This is a genomic window from Hespellia stercorisuis DSM 15480 (genome assembly GCF_900142165.1).
GTDB lineage: Bacteria > Bacillota > Clostridia > Lachnospirales > Lachnospiraceae > Hespellia > Hespellia stercorisuis.
The window spans coordinates 1-12,769 of sequence record NZ_FQZY01000091.1; the positions used below are offsets into that span (position 1 = coordinate 1).

21 protein-coding genes are annotated in these 12,769 nt (G+C 38.3%); 18 read left to right on the plus strand and 3 right to left on the minus strand.

Going from position 1 to position 12,769, the window contains the following annotated elements; all coding sequences use genetic code 11:
• On the plus strand, nt 1–264 hold a 264-nt coding region (locus BUB85_RS18810; protein WP_143160789.1), incomplete at its 5' end, for an IS66 family transposase.
• Between the two features lie 52 nt (nt 265–316).
• The gene (locus BUB85_RS21060) at nt 317–1,072 is read left to right on the plus strand and encodes an 8-oxo-dGTP diphosphatase (protein WP_084534134.1); all 756 of its coding nucleotides are present in this window, start codon (nt 317–319) and stop codon (nt 1,070–1,072) included.
• A gap of 74 nt (nt 1,073–1,146) precedes the next feature.
• On the opposite strand, the gene BUB85_RS18820 is transcribed toward BUB85_RS21060, so the two are convergent.
• Nucleotides 1,147–1,722, minus strand: a complete 576-nt coding sequence (locus tag BUB85_RS18820) for an ImmA/IrrE family metallo-endopeptidase (protein ID WP_330392391.1) — start codon at nt 1,720–1,722, stop codon at nt 1,147–1,149.
• Between the two features lie 57 nt (nt 1,723–1,779).
• Nucleotides 1,780–2,223: a helix-turn-helix domain-containing protein gene (locus BUB85_RS18825; protein ID WP_073113069.1), complete on the minus strand. Its 444-nt coding sequence runs from the start codon at nt 2,221–2,223 to the stop codon at nt 1,780–1,782.
• A gap of 200 nt (nt 2,224–2,423) precedes the next feature.
• Between BUB85_RS18825 and BUB85_RS18830 the strand changes: the two genes are divergently transcribed.
• From BUB85_RS18830 to BUB85_RS18840, 3 genes are all read left to right on the plus strand, one after another.
• Nucleotides 2,424–2,663: a hypothetical protein gene (locus tag BUB85_RS18830; protein ID WP_073113070.1), complete on the plus strand. Its 240-nt coding sequence runs from the start codon at nt 2,424–2,426 to the stop codon at nt 2,661–2,663.
• Between the two features lie 273 nt (nt 2,664–2,936).
• On the plus strand, nt 2,937–3,485 hold the full coding sequence (locus tag BUB85_RS18835) for a hypothetical protein (RefSeq protein ID WP_073113071.1): 549 nt from the start codon (nt 2,937–2,939) through the stop codon (nt 3,483–3,485).
• A 324-nt stretch (nt 3,486–3,809) separates the two neighbouring features.
• A complete protein-coding gene (locus BUB85_RS18840) occupies nt 3,810–4,370 on the plus strand; it encodes a sigma factor-like helix-turn-helix DNA-binding protein (RefSeq protein ID WP_073113072.1) in 561 nt (186 codons plus the stop codon).
• 52 nt (nt 4,371–4,422) lie between these two features.
• Here the strand turns inward: BUB85_RS18840 and BUB85_RS18845 are convergent, their stop codons facing one another.
• A complete protein-coding gene (locus BUB85_RS18845) occupies nt 4,423–4,623 on the minus strand; it encodes a helix-turn-helix domain-containing protein (protein ID WP_073113073.1) in 201 nt (66 codons plus the stop codon).
• 120 nt (nt 4,624–4,743) lie between these two features.
• On the opposite strand from BUB85_RS18845, the gene BUB85_RS18850 reads away from it, so the two are divergent.
• The 13 genes from BUB85_RS18850 to BUB85_RS18910 all read left to right on the plus strand — a co-directional run bounded on the left by BUB85_RS18850 (nt 4,744) and on the right by BUB85_RS18910 (nt 12,583).
• The gene (locus tag BUB85_RS18850) at nt 4,744–5,169 is read left to right on the plus strand and encodes a hypothetical protein (RefSeq protein ID WP_073113074.1); all 426 of its coding nucleotides are present in this window, start codon (nt 4,744–4,746) and stop codon (nt 5,167–5,169) included.
• 332 nt (nt 5,170–5,501) lie between these two features.
• Nucleotides 5,502–6,137 (plus strand): type III toxin-antitoxin system ToxN/AbiQ family toxin, encoded by a 636-nt coding sequence (locus BUB85_RS18855; RefSeq protein WP_073113075.1) that lies wholly within the window; start codon nt 5,502–5,504, stop codon nt 6,135–6,137.
• Nucleotides 6,138–6,189: 52 nt separating this feature from the next.
• Nucleotides 6,190–6,369 (plus strand): hypothetical protein, encoded by a 180-nt coding sequence (locus BUB85_RS18860; protein ID WP_028086473.1) that lies wholly within the window; start codon nt 6,190–6,192, stop codon nt 6,367–6,369.
• Nucleotides 6,370–6,930: 561 nt separating this feature from the next.
• The gene (locus tag BUB85_RS18865) at nt 6,931–7,158 is read left to right on the plus strand and encodes a hypothetical protein (RefSeq protein WP_008705329.1); all 228 of its coding nucleotides are present in this window, start codon (nt 6,931–6,933) and stop codon (nt 7,156–7,158) included.
• The gene (locus tag BUB85_RS18870) at nt 7,151–7,369 is read left to right on the plus strand and encodes a hypothetical protein (protein ID WP_008393122.1); all 219 of its coding nucleotides are present in this window, start codon (nt 7,151–7,153) and stop codon (nt 7,367–7,369) included. Before BUB85_RS18865 ends, BUB85_RS18870 begins: the two co-directional genes overlap by 8 nt.
• Nucleotides 7,366–7,563 (plus strand): MerR family transcriptional regulator, encoded by a 198-nt coding sequence (locus tag BUB85_RS18875; RefSeq protein ID WP_024853999.1) that lies wholly within the window; start codon nt 7,366–7,368, stop codon nt 7,561–7,563. The genes BUB85_RS18870 and BUB85_RS18875 overlap by 4 nt, the downstream gene beginning before the upstream one ends.
• A gap of 2 nt (nt 7,564–7,565) precedes the next feature.
• On the plus strand, nt 7,566–8,645 hold the full coding sequence (locus BUB85_RS18880) for a site-specific integrase (RefSeq protein WP_024854000.1): 1,080 nt from the start codon (nt 7,566–7,568) through the stop codon (nt 8,643–8,645).
• A gap of 3 nt (nt 8,646–8,648) precedes the next feature.
• Nucleotides 8,649–9,041 carry a plasmid mobilization protein gene (locus tag BUB85_RS18885; protein WP_073113076.1) on the plus strand — a complete coding sequence of 131 codons (393 nt, stop codon included), beginning with the start codon at nt 8,649–8,651 and terminating at the stop codon, nt 9,039–9,041.
• A complete protein-coding gene (locus BUB85_RS18890) occupies nt 9,013–9,819 on the plus strand; it encodes a ParA family protein (RefSeq protein WP_026650281.1) in 807 nt (268 codons plus the stop codon). Before BUB85_RS18885 ends, BUB85_RS18890 begins: the two co-directional genes overlap by 29 nt.
• Nucleotides 9,809–10,675, plus strand: coding sequence for a ParB/RepB/Spo0J family partition protein (locus tag BUB85_RS18895; RefSeq protein WP_026650282.1), 867 nt, complete (start codon nt 9,809–9,811; stop codon nt 10,673–10,675). Before BUB85_RS18890 ends, BUB85_RS18895 begins: the two co-directional genes overlap by 11 nt.
• A gap of 72 nt (nt 10,676–10,747) precedes the next feature.
• On the plus strand, nt 10,748–11,794 hold the full coding sequence (locus BUB85_RS18900; RefSeq protein WP_330376465.1) for a DUF6017 domain-containing protein: 1,047 nt from the start codon (nt 10,748–10,750) through the stop codon (nt 11,792–11,794).
• Nucleotides 11,795–11,899: 105 nt separating this feature from the next.
• On the plus strand, nt 11,900–12,205 hold the full coding sequence (locus tag BUB85_RS18905; RefSeq protein WP_028087788.1) for a hypothetical protein: 306 nt from the start codon (nt 11,900–11,902) through the stop codon (nt 12,203–12,205).
• 45 nt (nt 12,206–12,250) lie between these two features.
• On the plus strand, nt 12,251–12,583 hold the full coding sequence (locus tag BUB85_RS18910; protein ID WP_242945491.1) for a hypothetical protein: 333 nt from the start codon (nt 12,251–12,253) through the stop codon (nt 12,581–12,583).
• Nucleotides 12,584–12,769: the final 186 nt, after the last annotated feature.

Sequence of the window (12,769 nt, forward strand, 5' to 3'; positions counted from 1 at the left end):
ATTGACAGACTTGTGAATTACAAGGCATCAGTCTGCTTATTTATAAAGAATCTCTGTGTTCCGTTTGATAATAACCTTGCGGAACGTGATTTGCGCATGATTAAGGTTAAAACCAAGGTCTCAGGATGTTTTCGCAGTGAGGAAGGCGCACAGGAATATCTTACAATCATGAGCTATATTGGGACTGCTCATAAGCATGGAATAAATGCTTTTACAGCAATCAGAGAAGCCCTTTTAGGGAATTCCGATATCATCTTTAACTAATGGAGTTCTGAACAGTTACAAAATGATAATATTTAAGGAAAGAGGCAGATCTATGTCACGAAAGAACCATGAAATGATAGATGGGAAATTACTGCAGACAGATAAGAAATACGCTCAACTCAAATTGAAGCAGAAAGAAAAGATTGCGGAATGGATGTTTCAGGCAACCAGAGATTATTATACAAAAAAATACACATTTCCAAATGACAAGCACTTAGAAGAAGTGGTAGATGTTGTTTATGAAAAAATAGAAAATGCGGAAATTTGGATTCCATATGGTGAAGTATTTAAGCACTATAAATCAAAACGTTCAGATATCAACAAGCGTGTCAGAAGATCACTGAACGAAAAAGAAGAGAGCCGAACGGAGAAAGTATGCTTCATGAATATGTGTATGATCTTAGATGGCGAAGGAAATGTGCTGGCTCTTGATAAAGTGAATGACAGTTATACAGGAGCAACTTTTCCGGGAGGGCATGTGGAGAAAAATGAGCTGTTCAGTAAATCCATGATTCGTGAAGTAAGAGAAGAAACCGGACTGACGATTGAAATGCCAAAGCTGTGCGGGCTATATCATTGGCATAAGAGTGGAGTACATAATGTAATTACACTTTATAAGGCTGAAAGATTTACCGGAGAATTAACCAGTTCTGAGGAAGGACGTGTATATTGGATTTCCTTGGAAGAATTGAAAACGAAAGAGCTTGCCACTGGAATGGAATACGTTTTACAGATTATGGAGTCTGAACAGATCGGAGAGTGTTATATGCATCTGGAAGCGGATGGATATGTGGGAGATCTGTATTAGAGAAAAAAGAGAAAATGGCTGTCAATCCAACTTAGGGAAAGGCAGCCATTTGGTGAATTTGCGTATACCATAATTTAATAATTTTCGATGATTCCTTCGGTAGGAATATCTTTCAAAAAATTGCTGTTTGCAGTAATCGGGGAATCCACGATCTGTACTCCGTTGCGTTTCATCATCCGGAATTTGAAATCCAGTAATTCAGGTGGGACCTGTAATTCGGAAGCTGCCTGGAAAAATGACATATCTGCATTGAGCTTTTCTAACACATCTTCATCTTCTAAGAGATAGTCTGCAGCAAAGCAGTTTGCTTCATATTCACATTGAGATACTCCGTCGAATAATTCAAAATCATGAAAACATTTCACCTGCATACTTTTTTGATGCAGGACGGTATGACCAATCTCGTGGATCAGAATAATCTGCTGGATGATTTCAGGAAGATCACAGTTGATGACGATACAGGTTTTTCGGCTTTCTGTCATGCAGAATCCTTTGCAGCAAGTTGGAGAATTTCCCATGGGCATTTTCTGAACAAGGATATGCATTGCTGCGGCAAGGCGAAAAGGATCACTTTCCTGATATTTTGATTTTACTTTATTGACAGTGTCTCTTATACATTTAGAACTCATAAAAACACCTCGACATTTCATAAGATAGTTTGCTACAGATTATAGTGTAGCAAAAGTGGTGTACGAAAAATACGACACCTATGATTCTTTATCCAATTTCTTTTTTCGTCCAAATGTTTTTTTCGCTTCCATCTTACAGGAAAGATATGCTTTGGTCACTGCCTGATAGAAAGCATCCTTTGCTTCTTCATCTAATTCTCCACCGGCAAATAATGCACGATTGGCTTCCAGAATTTCATTGATATCTCTTGCACCTTTTTCTCCAAGCTGATCTTTGACTTCATCAATGTAATCCATTTTTTCAATTCCATAAGAAGGATCGGAAATCTCGTCATGCTTAAGATAGTCATAAGAAACATTAAGTGCATGAGCAAGTTTTCTCATGGTAGAGATTCGTGCGATTGTACCGGAACTTTCGTATGCAGCAATGGCACGTTGAGAGACACCGACCAGATCAGCAAGTTCTTTTTGGGTTAAATGATTCTGTTCTCGTTGAAATTTGATTTTGTCTGAAAAATTCATAATGTGATCCTTTCCAAGTTTTTGAAGCCGTAACTTCATCAACTTCATAAAACCTATTGACAGATGCTAGTTACATGTATAAAATACAAACAAACGTTCGTGAAGTTAATAGAAATTATAATTCAGAAACTTCACAAAGTCAATATAAGACAGAGAAGTTTTATTACTACTTTAAAAACTGGAGAGCAGGTGTAGTTGTAATGACAGCTAAAGTATATGTAGATGTCCTGGCAGTCTTCAGCCGGGACGGAGAATTGATTCCCAAAGCATTTGTCTGGGAAGATGGACGTAGATATGAGATAGATAAGATTTCAAAACCGGAGCGATGTGCCAGCCGGAAAGCTGGTGAAACCGGATATCGGTATACGTGCCAGGTGGGAGGAAAAATCTGCCATTTGACGTATGAGGAAAATTATAGATGGTTTATGGAACGCAAATAGTGGTGATCTGAAAGGGAGCCCTGAAACGGGGCTCCCTTTGGAAAGATAGAAATTCGATGAGAACATCAGCAGTCGGGGCTACATCCTTTCCCGTGAGAACCGATTGCTTTCAATATATCATACAGTTGCCGGTCAGCCAAAAGAGAAGCTATCCCACAGTGGAACTTTTGCGGGATCTGCATGACAAGATGTTATAACAGTGCAAACTGTTGATGGAGCAGAAAATACAAATGATTGGTCTGGCTGCGAAAGCGGTCGGGAAGGAGGACAATTATGCAGAGAATACAGGATATGTTTATCAATATGGAAGAAGTAGCTGAGGATGCTTATAAAAATACGGAATTATTACTGAGCCAATATACCAAGGTAATGTTCCGTATTGAAAAAAATCTGGTAGACATTGATTATGAGCTGTACGCAGAAGAAGGTACGCATCTGAAGGAAATGCTTTACAATTTGGTAGACTTTGATGCGACAGCCGAGAAACGTCGGATTCAAGATAAAATTCTGAATAACGACATGAATCTCTGCCTGCTGGAAATTATGAGGGATTCTTTGCTTGCATTGAGAGATTATCCGAAGAATGGACAGCTGTATTACCGATTACTGAAATACCGATACTTTGAAGCAGGTAATACGAACGAAGATGTAATGCTAATGCTGGATGATATGCCAAGCACAACGTATTACAGAAACCGGAAGAAGGCAATCCGGCTTTATGCAACGATGCTTTTTGCATTTACAAGACCGGAGAAGGTACAGAATAAGATGGAGGAATTAAACTGGAAGAAAAGTGGAAGTAAATCGGCAGTAAACTGGTAGCATATTGGCAGATGAATGGCATTACAATGAAAATACGTGCATGATAGAATTGATATGCTGAGAGAAATAGACCTTCGCAGACGTTTGTTTGCGGAGGTTTTCTTTTTCTTAAATATAACAGGCATCAGGCTGTGTCCGAAAGGGCATGGCTTTTTTTTATGCCCAAAATAAAAAGTGCATATCGTGTGAACTGCTTTTTGTTTCGGCATAAGTGCCGGAAAGGAAAAGCGTATCACCATGCAGGCAAGAGGCTGGCATTATGCCAGATATCCATGACCTTCGATTTGTTGCAAATCAACCAATCGACAAATCGGAGGAACAATCATGGAAGAAAGAAAATACACATTTTATGACAGATACCAGAAAGTAAGATATGAGAGCGTGACAGCAGAAGAATTGGAAGTACTGAATACTTCTTATAATAAGGAACACTATATGTTCCATCAGCAGCACAAAAGGAACAATACCTTGTTATTTTGTGGAATGCAGACAGAGACAAGTAGTGCGGAAGATTTTCTCACAGATATGAGCTTTGATGTAGCAGGAGATGTTGCAAATGAGCTGTTTTTTAAAGACTTATTCAGCGATCTTACAGAAAAAGAAAAGAAAATTGTGAGCGATTATTTTATTATGGGAAAGAAACTCAAGGAGACAGCAGAGGAATTGGGGATTAGCTACCGCCAGGTAAGCAGGGATAAGAACAGTGCTTTAGCAAAAATGTTGAAGAGAATGAAAGCAGCTGGATATGATTCTTATGCGGAAGCTGCCAGAGATCTCCTTGAGGAGCATACGCATATTCCAACGCAGATGGAAACACAGGATTCCATTATAAAAAGACGGAATGGAGAGGTGAGATTGCCATCGGAGCATAAGGAAAACAAATAGGGAAAATAAGAATTGCAGATGTAAGAAAGGGGCACTGGAATAATCCAATGCCCTATTTTAATTTCAATATATCGTTTGGTGTGCAATCCAGAAATTCACAGAGTTTTGCGAGAATGGTGAAGTCGATTCTGGTTACTTTATTTTTACAGTAGTTGTTAAGTTGTGTACGTTGCAAATTACATGCTTCACAGAGTTTATTTTTGCTGATATGCTTTTCTTTAAGCAGATTTTCTAAATCCATATATACAATCATGTTGACACCTCATCTTTTCTTAAAATTATAAATACAACTGTATTGAAAAATAAGCTGTCCTGTCATACACTTGTATTGTGATACAGGTGTATGAAAAAGATAAATAAGGGGAAAGAGTAGATGAAGAAAAGATGGTTAGCAGGTCTGATGATTGGTATAATAATTCTTACAGGCAGTTGGATGGGATATCTGCAGTATGGTCGGGATATGGACGCTTGCAGTTCTCATGTGACATCATTTGATAATTATGAGGAAGAACGTTTGGCAGTGGTCATAAACAAATTGTATGTTGCAGATCAAAAATCCTGTGCAGAAGAGATTGTGAAACGTTGCAGGGAAAATTCGTTTAAGAGTATTCGATTTAGCTACGATCAGGCAATTCCGAATGCTCTTTATGTGACAGTGTATGGTTCCAAGCATCAGGTGGAGGAAGGAAAGGAGATGTTTTCATTTTCTTATTTGCAGGAAGATACGAGTGGGACATACAATATTATTGATAATCCAGAGAAATTTATACTGAAATTAGAGCGAGCTGACGAGTTATAATTGAAACATTGTGAATACTGAATCACAGAAATTTTTGGAAAATCTGTGAGATGTTGGAAGCGGAAAAACCTTGACAAATCAAGGATTTTATCATATTATAATTATACAAGAATTTGGTGCTTATGATATACTGGATATATTAAAAGTATTAGTTCTTGTATCTGGTGTGCCACTACCGAGGACGTTGAAGTGTGGAACGATATAGGTTGGTGTGCTGCTACCAAAGGCGTTGAAATGCAGAACGATATAGGTTGGTGTACCACTACCAAAGGCGTTGAAGTGTGGAACGATAAAGGAAGCGTTAGCTTCCTATTTTTTTTAGGGTGATACATATGAATTTTGATAAAGTACAATTCGTCTACATTGATGTAGCATATATGGAATATTTAAATGGAATAGATTCCGAAATCTTTTTTAATAAGGAAGATGAAAACTATAGATTGAAACCACATTTAGGGATCTTATTGAATAATGCTGGAATGAAGTATGTAATTCCATTAACATCTGCAAAGGAAAAGCACAAAGGATGGGCAGATGCGACTGCTAATTGGTATAGAATATATGAAGTTATTGATATCAAAAACGATCCGGTAGATAGAGATGACATTATTGTTGAAGTAAAGAATCAAGAAATTTTAAAGAAAATAAAACCAGAAGATCAAGTAAATGCCAGACAACGGATATTGTCAGTATTAGACATGAGAAAGATGTTTCCGGTAGATGATACGGTATATACTGAAGTGAAATTCAATATCAGTAGTAATGGTTCAAGAAGTGATAATCAGAGAACTTTTCTTATGATTAAGGAGTATAATTTCTTGAATGATATATCAGAGGATATTGCTAGGAAAGCAACGAAGATATACGAAAAACAGATTCAAAAAAATAAAGTGCTTCCGTATCATTGCGATTATCGAAAACTTGAACAAGCACTTGCAGAATATAAAAAAGATGAAAAAATAGATTGACATTTTGTAGTAATCAGTAGTAAACTGTATTTGTGGAAGGGAAGTGATATGTTTGGCTAGAAAAACACCAAAAGATGGCAAAGAAGAGAACATACGAGTACGGGTGACTCCGGAGCAAAAGCAGAGGCTTGTTGAGTATGCGGAACGTCATTATCAGAGCATGAGTGGTGTTGTGTGTCAGGCATTGGATCTTCTTTACGCAAGAGAAGAACAACAAAATAACAAAGAGTGAAATGGAGTTATTTTGGAGTTTATCTTTTCATAAGCGGTACGGAAAACACGAAAACAGAACGAATGTTCGATACAAAAACCGCTAATTATACCTTGTGCGTGCTGTATAATGCAGTCCGCAAAGGAATTCGAGTAGCTTGAAAAATCGCGGAAAAGCCCATAAATAAAGGCTTTGCGGGGTGTCGAAAAGACCAAATGGAGTGCAAATGGAGTTTAAAAATTATTTTTTTCTCTTGTTTATATTCCAGATTCACCTGCAAATTTCGTGAAATCGGTTATTCTCATAAAATAAAATTAGAGTAAATATGAAGAACAGTTTGTTTTGATTGAAGTGATTTTCGTCAAGGCAGACTGTTTTTTTGTTGCCTGCATTTAGAAAACAGATACCACAGAAAGGTTCTTTACTTTCGATGAGCTTAAACTCCATGACACAGTAATCACACTGATGGAGAATTAAAAAACAAGAAAATTTGATAAATTTCGGAAAATGATGTCCGATTTTGCATCTGCCAGTACAGAGTATATGAAGAGATAAATATTCAAAACACAGGAGGTACTGATTATGCAGAATAAATTATTTTTAAAGGCAGCCGATATATGTGAACTTCTGGAAGTAAAACAGACATCGGCTTATGAAATCATCGGAAATCTGAACAAGGAACTGGAAGAACAGGGCTACCTGACGCTTAGAGGAAAAGTTCCGACAAAGTATTTTGTGAAGCGTTTCTACGGAGTAGAAGATACTTGTGAGATTCCACAGGAAGAGGGAAAGGAATGGTTTCATGCGTAAGAGAAAAATGTATTTATCAGTGGAAGACATTGCAGAACTCTTTGGATTATCAGTTTCGTTTGCTTACCGGGTAGTGGAAAGAATGAATGCCGATCTGGCAAGCAAGAACTATTATGTGATTCTCGGTCGGGTGCCAACCCGCTATGTAGAGGACAAGATCTATGGTCTGGAACATGTTGAGCAGTATTTGAAGGAGGATAAAGCGGTATGAGTATGATGCAGGAAAAAATGTATATGGATGTGGATGATGTGTGTGCAATTCTTGGAGTTTCAAAAACTTATGCATATAGTCTGATGCGAGAATACAACAAAGAATTGAAGGCAAAAGGCTATATTGTAGTAGCTGGAAAAATCTCTACGAAATTCCTGGCAGAAAAGATTTATGGCATGAAAGTCGAGGATTAGCAATGGGGGTTTACAAAGAAGGAAAAAACTGGAAAGTACAGGTCTATTACAAAGACTGGCAGGGAAATCGGAAAAGAAAACAGAAAAGAGGATTCAGGACCAAGGGTGAAGCTAAGGAATGGGAAAGAGATTTCCTGCAACAGCAGAGCCAGGGTGTGGATATTGAATTTGGAAATTTTCTGGAGATTTATTACAAAGATATGGATGTCCGTCTCAGAGAAAACACTATGTACACGAAGCGATATATTATTGACCTGAAAATCAAGCCTTATTTTGAAAAGAAGATTCTCAGTGAAATTACGGTGGCAGACGTCCGTGCATGGCAGAATGAGTTGCTGACGTATAAGGATAAGAATGGAAAAGGATATTCTCCTACTTATCTGAAAACAGTGAACTGCCAGCTGACTGCAATCTTCAATTATGCAATGCGGTATTATAACCTGCAGGATAATCCCTGCAGGAAGGCAGGAGCGATTGGCAAGAGTAAAGGAGAACCGAAGGACTTCTGGATGCAGGAAGAGTTCAATGCTTTTCTGGAAACAGTAAGTGATAAGCCGGAGACAAGAATGGCGTTTCTTTTGTTGTACTGGACCGGAATGCGTATCGGTGAATTGCTTGCACTTACTTATAATGACATCAATCTTGAAGAGAAAACCATATCAATCAATAAATCTTATCAGAGACTGAAAGGAAAGGATATGATCACGCAGCCGAAAACTCCAAAGAGTATCCGTGTGATTACGATGCCGGATTTTCTTGCAGAGGAATTTAGGGAGTATTGCAGTCATTTGTATGGAATTATGAAAAAGGAAAGACTTTTTCGGTTTACCAAATCGCATATGGAACATTGTATGGCTACCGGAATCGAGCGGTCTGGTGTAAAGCGGATACGACTTCATGATCTCCGCCATTCCCATGCCAGTATGCTGGTTGATATGGGGGTGGCTCCATTGGAGATTGCAGAACGCCTTGGACATGAAAAGGTGGAAACCACGTTGAACACTTATTCACATCTGTATCCGTCTACACAGAGTAAATTAGCAGGTTTGCTAGATAAGAAACATGAGGAAGAGGAGGAATAAGCGATGGCTGGTGACAGACATGGAAAACACAACACAACGACCATTTCTTTTCGGGTGAATTCTTATGAAAAAGCAACAATTGAAGAACGAGTGAAAGTGAGCGGAATGAAAAAACAGGATTATATCGTCCGATCATGCATTTACAATCATGTATGTGTTGTTGGAAAGAAAGAAACAATTGAGATTATCCGGTCAGAAATGAAGGAAATGAGTTTGGTTTTGGAGGATGTGGCAAAAGATTTGAAGTCTGAAAAACCAGTTATTTCAGAATCGGTTCTTGATAGTATGACAGAACGGTATCTTGCATTTTTGGAAGCAGCATTATGGATGCTGAAAGGTTCAAGTTATTTATGGGAGGATAAAAAGGATGGAAGAGAAAGTAATGAAGGATTGTAAAGTGCTGGCATTGTGTTCACAAAAAGGCGGGGTTGGCAAGACAACAAGTTGCGTGAATCTGGCAGTCGGACTTGCAAAAGCAGGGAAGAAAGTGCTTGTGATTGACAATGATCCGCAGGGAAGTATGACAGCAAGTCTTGGGTATCATAACCCAGATGAATTACCAATCACACTGGCTACTATTCTGACAAAGATTGTAGAAGATGAACTATTTGAAAATACACTGGGAATTTTACATCACCAGGAAGGAATTGATTTGATTCCGGCAAACATCGAACTCTCTGGAATGGAAGTTTCACTTGTAAATATTATGAGCAGGGAACTTGTCTTAAAACAATATATAGAAAGAATGAGAGAAGAATACGACTATATATTGATTGACTGTATGCCATCACTTGGAATGCTGACGATCAATGCACTTGCCAGTGTCGATGCAGTTATTATACCTGTCCAGGCGGCTTATCTTCCTGTAAAGGGTCTAGAACAGCTGATACGGACGATAGGAAAGGTGCGAAGACAGCTTAACAAACAACTGAAAATTGGAGGTATATTGATCACAATGGTGGATAACCGAACGAACTATGCAAGAGATATATCTGATCTGATTTTTGATACATATGGAAACCAGATTAAGATTTTTCCACAGAGTATTCCATTTTCAGTACGAGCAGCTGAAATCAGTGCGGAAGGAATCAGCATATTTGAGCATGATCCAAAAGGAAAAGTAGCGGCTGCATATTGGCAGATGACACAGGAGGTGCTTTTGGATGAAAGGTAGAAGTGCATCGAAGATAAAACTGACATCTTATGATGAATTACTTGGAGGAGGAGAAGAAACGAACGATATCCAGCAGGTTTCACTTGAGCATTTACATTCTTTCGAGAACCATCCATTTCAAGTAAATGATGATGAGGCAATGGCGGAACTGGTGGAAAGTGTGAAAGAAGAGGGAATTCTTACAGCATTACTGGTACGACCGCTGGGTGATGGTGAATATGAAATCATCGCCGGTCACAGAAGGAGACATGCGGCACAACTTGCTGGTCTTAAAGAGGTTCCGGTTATTATCAGAAATATGGATCAAGATACAGCTGTCCGTGCGATGGTAGACAGCAATCTGCAGAGACCTAATATACTCCCAAGTGAAAAGGCATTTGCTTACCGTATGAAGATGGAAGCAATGAATCATCAGGGAACATCAGGCGGTATCAGTGCGAAAGACATTGGAAAGAACGCAAATGACAGTGCAAGGCAGGTGTATCGCTATATCCGGCTTACTTATCTGATGAATGACCTATTAAACGCAGTAGATCGTGATGTGATCGGATTGCAGGTAGGTGTAGAGCTTTCCTACCTTACGGTTCCAGAACAGGAGATGGTGGAGGAAGTGCATGAGAGTACCGGAAAATATCCAAGTCTGGAACAGGCAAAAAAAATAAGGCAACATCGAGAAGAAAAAACGCTGACAAAAGAGATTGTGCGGCTCCTGGTTATAGGAGAGCGTAAAAAGAAAACAACGGTAACATTAAAACAGGATGAAATTAAGAAGTATTTTCCTCCAGAGTATGATGAACAGAAGATACGGACTGTTATATGTCAGCTTTTGGAGGAATGGAGCAATCAGAATCATTGATAAGTACGAAGGGAGGGATGTGTCATGAGTATAAGAGCAACATTCCATTATTTTCAAGGAATGGAATGCGATATGTACAGTTTTTATCGTATTCCCAAACTGCTGTTTACAAGTGAATATTTTAAAAATCTCTCCTGCGAAGCAAAGGTGCTGTACGGACTGATGTTAGACCGGATGTCACTGTCCATCAAGAACCGGTGGTTTGATGAAGAGGACAGGGCATATATTTTCTTTTCGGTGGAAGAGATTATGGAAATGCTTAACTGTGGCAGGAATAAGGCTGTGAATTGTCTAAAAGAGCTGGATCAGGAAAAAGGGATTGGATTGATTGAGAAGAGGCGAATCGGACTTGGAAAAACAAATGTTATTTACGTGAAAAATTTCAGCCTGACAGAATATCCAGATGAGCCAGCAATCTTTGATTCGGAAGAAACACCGGAAAATGTAGCAGAGAGAAAAGAAAATACAGAGACAGAAATAGAAGAATATGCGAAAAAAGAGCCGGAAAAGCCCGTAAATACACAGAAGTTTGAAAAACAAACTTCAGGAAGTTTGAAAAATAAACTTCAAGAAGTTTCAAAAACAAACTTCAAGGAGTTTGAAAAACAAACTTCAAGAAGTTTAGAAAACAAACTTCAAGAAGTTTCAAAAACAAACTGTAATAATACTGAATATAATTATACTGAATTTAGTGAGAATGAATCTTATCAATATCTATCTGAACAAGAGAAAGGGAGAGATAGGATACAGGAGAGAAATGAGTATCGACAGTTAATTCATGATAATATCGAATATGAGATCCTTTGTCAGAGCTATGGAACTGGACGAGTAGAAGAGCTGGTAGAGCTGATGCTGGATGCAATATGTTCGACAAAGACATATCAACAGATCAATGGGGAAGCTGTGCCTACACAAGTGGTCAAGAGCCGTTTGCTCAAAGTCGGGTATGAACACATCCAGTATGTGTTTTTCAGTCTTGACAGGAGTACAAGCAAAGTGAAGAATATCCGGCAGTATATGCTGACGGTATTGTATAACGCTCCTGCAACAATCAATCAGTTTTATGATGCTGAAGTTCGACATGACATGTACTGGGGGAAGGATATTCCAGACAGGTAAGAACTTTGTGCCCACTGGGCACGAAGTTTAAAAAGAGATAGTCATATCTGGCAGATATGCTAAAATAACCTTGTGTCCACTGGGCACAAAGTAGGAGGAAGAATTATGTTGAGATTTATGATAAAACTGCCATTTCGAATTATTGCAGCTCCTGTTTGGCTGGTACTTGCAGCGGTGAATATTGTGCTGGTGTTCCTGGTTGGGTTATCTGCTGGATTCTGCTATCTGATAGCCGGAATCTCTGTTGTGACAGAAGTTTTGAGTATTGGGTTTGGAATCAGTACGGACTGGACAATGAAATCAGCGATTATTACGACAGTAGTGTTTGTTCTACTCCCACATATCGGTATGGGGATAGTTGCAGTAATTGAAGTTGTGAAATGTGGATTACAGGAATTTATTTTTGGATGATTGTGGAAAATATAGTGGCGCTATATGGAAAGGCAGAAATAAACAATGGAAGAATTATATAAAGTGATGGATGATTTGCTTGAGGTGGAATTTCAGATGAAAGCAGGGATGGATATTCTGAAAGAACTGGAAGAGTTTTATATGCTGGAAAAAGAAACCGAAAAATCGGATGCTAGAAAAGTAGCTGTGCTGATGAAAGGATATCTGCAGTCGATGAAGTCAAATATTCGAGAAATCATTCGTTATATTGATGACACGACACTTGAAAAATCAAATGATAAAAAGAAAGTAACTGTTCAGAACCCCCTTGGGGAACTAATTAATTTTTGTACAAAACAGAGAATTTTTAAAACCTGTTTTGCGATATTATTTCGGTAATTGGTGGATAACCAATTGTTTGTGATTGAATAATTTAATTCATTGTGGATTACTCTTTCAATCTTTCAAATAACTCTGATTCAAAGCCAAATTCTATGGCTTTTGAATATATTTAACAACAACTGAACATTGAAAAACATTACTTATCCACAGTCATTTTCACCATAGGTGAATCTATGTGAATTC